The organism is Isoptericola sp. NPDC056578, assembly GCF_042793275.1.
Lineage (GTDB): Bacteria > Actinomycetota > Actinomycetes > Actinomycetales > Cellulomonadaceae > Isoptericola.
Genome location: NZ_JBHTVC010000063.1, coordinates 24,924 through 29,038 on the forward strand (window position 1 = coordinate 24,924; position 4,115 = coordinate 29,038).

Genomic DNA, 4,115 nt, shown 5'->3' on the forward strand with positions numbered 1-4,115 from the left:
CGCCCCCCAGGGGGGGGGCCCCAACCCCGCGCATGTCCCGCCCCCCGCCGGCCCCCCCCCCCCGGGGCCCCGAACAGGGCCCGGGGGTGCCGCCGTCCCCGCTGGCAGCATGGCCGGGTGACCACCGCGACCACCGGCACCGGCCTCGCCCGCGCCTTCCACGACGACGTCGTCCGCCCCGTGCTGGTGGCGTGGCGGCCCGGCCTGCGGTACGCCGCGGGTCGGCTGGGCAGCGGGTCCGACGTGCTCGGGCTCGACGACGAGACGTCGCGCGACCACGACTGGGGGCTGCGGCTCACGCTGCTCGTGGACGACGAGGACGTCGCGGCCGTCGACGCCCACCTGGAGGCCGCGCTGCCGGCCGAGCACGCGGGCCTGCCGGTGCGGTTCGCCACGACCTGGGACCCGGTGGTGCGCCATCGTGTCGAGGTCGCCACCCCGCGCGGGTTCGCGGCGTCGCGGCTCGGCCTCGACCCGACGACCGACCTCGACGCCGCGGGCTGGCTGGCGCTCACCGGGCAGAGCGTGCTGGAGGTGACCGCCGGTGCCGTCTTCCACGACGGTCCCGGAGAGCTGACCGCGATCCGGGCGCGGCTCGCCTGGTACCCCGACGACGTGTGGCTGCACGTGCTCGCCGCCGAGTGGGCGCGGATCGGCCAGGAGCTGCCGTTCGTCGGACGCACCGGGGTGCGGGGGGACGACGCCGGCTCGAGGGTGCTCGCGGCCCGGCTGGCGGGCTCGCTCCTGCGGCTCGGCCTGCTGCTGGAGCGGCGGTGGCCGCCCTATCCCAAGTGGCTCGGCACCGCGTTCGCGGGCACGCCGTCGGCGCAGACGGCGGGCCCGCACCTGGACCGGGCGCTCGCGGCCACGACGTGGCAGGAGCGCGACGCCGCGCTGGGCGCCGCGTGCGACGCGCTGCACGAGCGCCAGCGCGAGGTCGGGCTGCCGGCCCTCGACGGCCCCGCGACGGAGGCGTTCTTCGACCGCCCGTCCCGCGGCCTGCGCGGCGTCCCCGAGCTGTTGGGAGGCGCCGCCGGGGACGCCGTCCGCGGCCTGCCCGCCGCCGTCGAGCAGTGGGTGGACGCCGTCGACGTCCTGACGGATGCGCGACGGCGCGTCGCGCTGGTCCGCGGCCTCGCCGAGGTAGCACCGATCCCGCCGAGGTAGTCCGGTACCCCGGCCGGAACGGCACTGCCTCGCGGCACGCGGGTGGTTCAGGCGTCGGCGCGCGCGTGCTCGTCGTCGAAGTTGCCGGTGACGAGGAAGGTGATGCGACGCGCGACGGAGACGCCGTGGTCGCCGAACCGCTCGTAGTAGCGGCCCAGCAGCGTGACGTCGACCGTCTGCTGCGTGGTGCCGGGCCACTGGGGGTCGAGCGTCGCGGCGAAGGTGTCCTGGTGCAGGGCGTCGAGGAGGTCGTCGTCCTGCTGCACCTCGGCGGCGAGCGCGACGTCGCGCGTGGCGAGCAGCGCCGTCGTGCGCTGGGCGACGTGCACCGCCGCGCCGTGCATCTTGACGAACGTCTCGCGCGCGGGCTCGGGCACGGCCTGGGCGGGGTACCGTCCGCGGGCGATCTCGGCGACGTGCCGGGCGAGGTCGCCCATGCGCTCGAGCGAGGCGCTGATGCGCAGCGCCGAGATGACGACCCGGAGGTCGGTCGCGACGGGCTGCTGCTGCGCCAGCAGGTGCACGCAGCGCTCGTCGAGCTCGCTCTCGAGCCGGTCGATCGCGTGGTCGGAGGCGATCACCTCCTGCGCGAGCTGGTGGTCGGCCTCCAGCAGGGCGTCGCCCGCGCGCCGGATGGCCGACTCGACGAGCCGGCTCATCTCGATGAGGTCGTCACCGACCTGGCGCAGCTCGGCCTCGAAGATCTCTCGCATCGCTGTCCTCTCGGGGTAAAAGGTCTGCGGCCAGCCTGACACGCCCCGTGGACGCGCCGGGGGCGCCCAGGTGAACTCCGGGCGGGTCGAAGGTGAACAGTGGGCGACGGCTCGCTGAGCAGTTCCGCTCCGCGACGGATTCCCGGGGCACCGCGACCTACGCTTGCCACGTGGACGGAATCATCCAGGGTGTGACCGCGGTCGTCGCGGGCATCATCGGAGTCGTGGTGGGCGTGGTCGCGACCCTCGCCTTCCGGTTCTCCGAGCATGCCCAGCGCCGGTCGCCCGAGGCAGCCCCCGCCGAGCTCGACGAGGGGCTCGTCCGCGTGCTCGCGGTGCTGCGCTCGGCGGCGGTGGTCCTGGACGAGGAGGACGACGTCGTCCGGGCGTCGCCGCCGGCGTACGCGCTGGGGGTGGTGCGCAACGACGCCCTGCAGCACCCGGCGATCGTCGACCTGGTGCGCGAGGTGCGCCGCGACGGCGTGATCCGCGAGAAGGAGCTGGAGCTGCCGCGCGGCCCGATCGGGTCGGGCACGGTGCTGCTGCAGGTCCGCGTCGCGCCGGTCGGCCCCGACAAGCTGCTCGTCCTCGCCGAGGACCGCACCGAGGCCCGCCGGGTCGAGGCCATCCGCCGCGACTTCGTCGTCAACGTCTCGCACGAGCTCAAGACGCCGGTCGGGGCGCTCGCCCTGCTGGCCGAGACGGTGCAGGACGCCGCGGACGACCCCGTCGCGGTGCGCCGCTTCGCCGAGCGGATGCAGGCGGAGGCGCAGCGCCTGTCCGCCCTGGTGCACGAGATCATCGAGCTGTCCCGCCTGCAGGTCGCGGGCGCGCTGCAGGAGGTCACGACGATCCCGGTGCGCGACGTCGTCGCCGAGGCGGTGGACCGCGCCCGCACCACCGCGCAGGCGAAGAACATCGCGATCACGGTCGGCGGCTCGTCCGACGTCCTCGTGTTCGGCGACCACAACCTGCTCGTCACCGCGGTGCGCAACCTGCTCGACAACGCCGTCGCCTACTCCCCGGAGAACACCCGCGTGGGCGTGGGGGTGCGCGTGCGCCGCGGCCTGGTCGAGATCGACGTCGTCGACCAGGGCGTGGGGATCGCCGCCGACGAGCAGGACCGCGTGTTCGAGCGCTTCTACCGCGTCGACCCGGCGCGCTCGCGCGACACGGGCGGCACCGGGCTGGGCCTGAGCATCGTCAAGCACGTGGCGGCCGACCACGGCGGCGACGTGCAGATCTGGTCCGAGCCCGGCAAGGGCTCGACGTTCACCCTGCGCATCCCCGCGGCCGACGTGCCCCAGGAGATCCCGCGGGACGCCCCCGAGGACGTCCCCGGTCAGGCGGGTCAGGCGACCGAGCAGCACCTCCATCAGCACACCCATCAGCACGCCCATCAGCACAACCGGCACACCCATGGCACGACGGACGAGGAGGTAGGTGCGTGACGCGCATCCTGGTGGTCGAGGACGAGGAGTCCTATCGGGACCCCCTGACATATCAGCTCACCCGCGAGGGGTTCGAGGTCGTGGAGGCCTCGAACGGGGTCGACGCGCTGGCCGCCTACGACGACGGCGGCGCCGACCTGGTGCTGCTCGACCTCATGCTGCCCGGCCTGTCCGGCACGGAGGTGTGCCGGGAGCTGCGGCAGCGCGGCGACGTGCCCGTCATCATGCTCACGGCCAAGGACTCGGAGATCGACAAGGTCGTGGGGCTCGAGCTCGGCGCCGACGACTACGTCACCAAGCCGTACTCCTTCCGCGAGCTGCTGGCCCGCATGCGCGCGGTGATGCGCCGGCGCGGCCCGGCGGCCCCCGAGGCGTCGTCGAACGGGCACGACGACGACGGGGAGCCGGTGCTGGAGGTCGGCCCGGTGCGCATGGACGTGGAGCGGCACACGGTCACCGTGGGCGGCGACGCCGTGTCCCTGCCGCTCAAGGAGTTCGACCTGCTGGAGCTGCTGCTGCGCAACGCCGGCCGGGTGCTCACCCGCGGGCAGCTCATCGACCGCGTCTGGGGCGCGGACTACGTGGGCGACACGAAGACGCTCGACGTTCACGTGAAGCGGATCCGGTCCAAGATCGAGGCCGACCCGGGCGCCCCGCAGCTCCTGCTCACCGTCCGCGGCCTGGGCTACAAGCTCGCGGACGAGCCTGCCTAGATCGCCGAGGTAGCACGAAGATCGCCGAGGTAGTTCGGGGCGGCCCGCAGAAGCGTGGGCCGCCCCGAACT

The 4,115-nt window shown here is 74.5% G+C and carries 4 protein-coding genes; 3 read left to right on the forward strand and 1 reads right to left on the reverse strand.

What is annotated here, in order from left to right:
* Positions 1 to 117: 117 nt before the first annotated feature.
* Complete coding sequence (locus ACFQ80_RS19045) at positions 118 to 1,167, forward strand: DUF4037 domain-containing protein (protein WP_430564737.1); 1,050 nt, start codon at positions 118 to 120, stop codon at positions 1,165 to 1,167.
* 47 nt (positions 1,168 to 1,214) lie between these two features.
* Here ACFQ80_RS19045 and phoU read toward each other — a convergent pair whose 3' ends face one another.
* The gene (gene phoU / locus ACFQ80_RS19050) at positions 1,215 to 1,880 is read right to left on the reverse strand and encodes a phosphate signaling complex protein PhoU (protein ID WP_430564738.1); all 666 of its coding nucleotides are present in this window, start codon (positions 1,878 to 1,880) and stop codon (positions 1,215 to 1,217) included.
* Between the two features lie 170 nt (positions 1,881 to 2,050).
* Between phoU and ACFQ80_RS19055 the strand changes: the two genes are divergently transcribed.
* Positions 2,051 to 3,331: a sensor histidine kinase gene (locus ACFQ80_RS19055; protein WP_430564739.1), complete on the forward strand. Its 1,281-nt coding sequence runs from the start codon at positions 2,051 to 2,053 to the stop codon at positions 3,329 to 3,331.
* Positions 3,328 to 4,044, forward strand: a complete 717-nt coding sequence (locus ACFQ80_RS19060; RefSeq protein WP_430548603.1) for a response regulator — start codon at positions 3,328 to 3,330, stop codon at positions 4,042 to 4,044. The genes ACFQ80_RS19055 and ACFQ80_RS19060 overlap by 4 nt, the downstream gene beginning before the upstream one ends.
* Positions 4,045 to 4,115 lie beyond the last annotated feature (71 nt).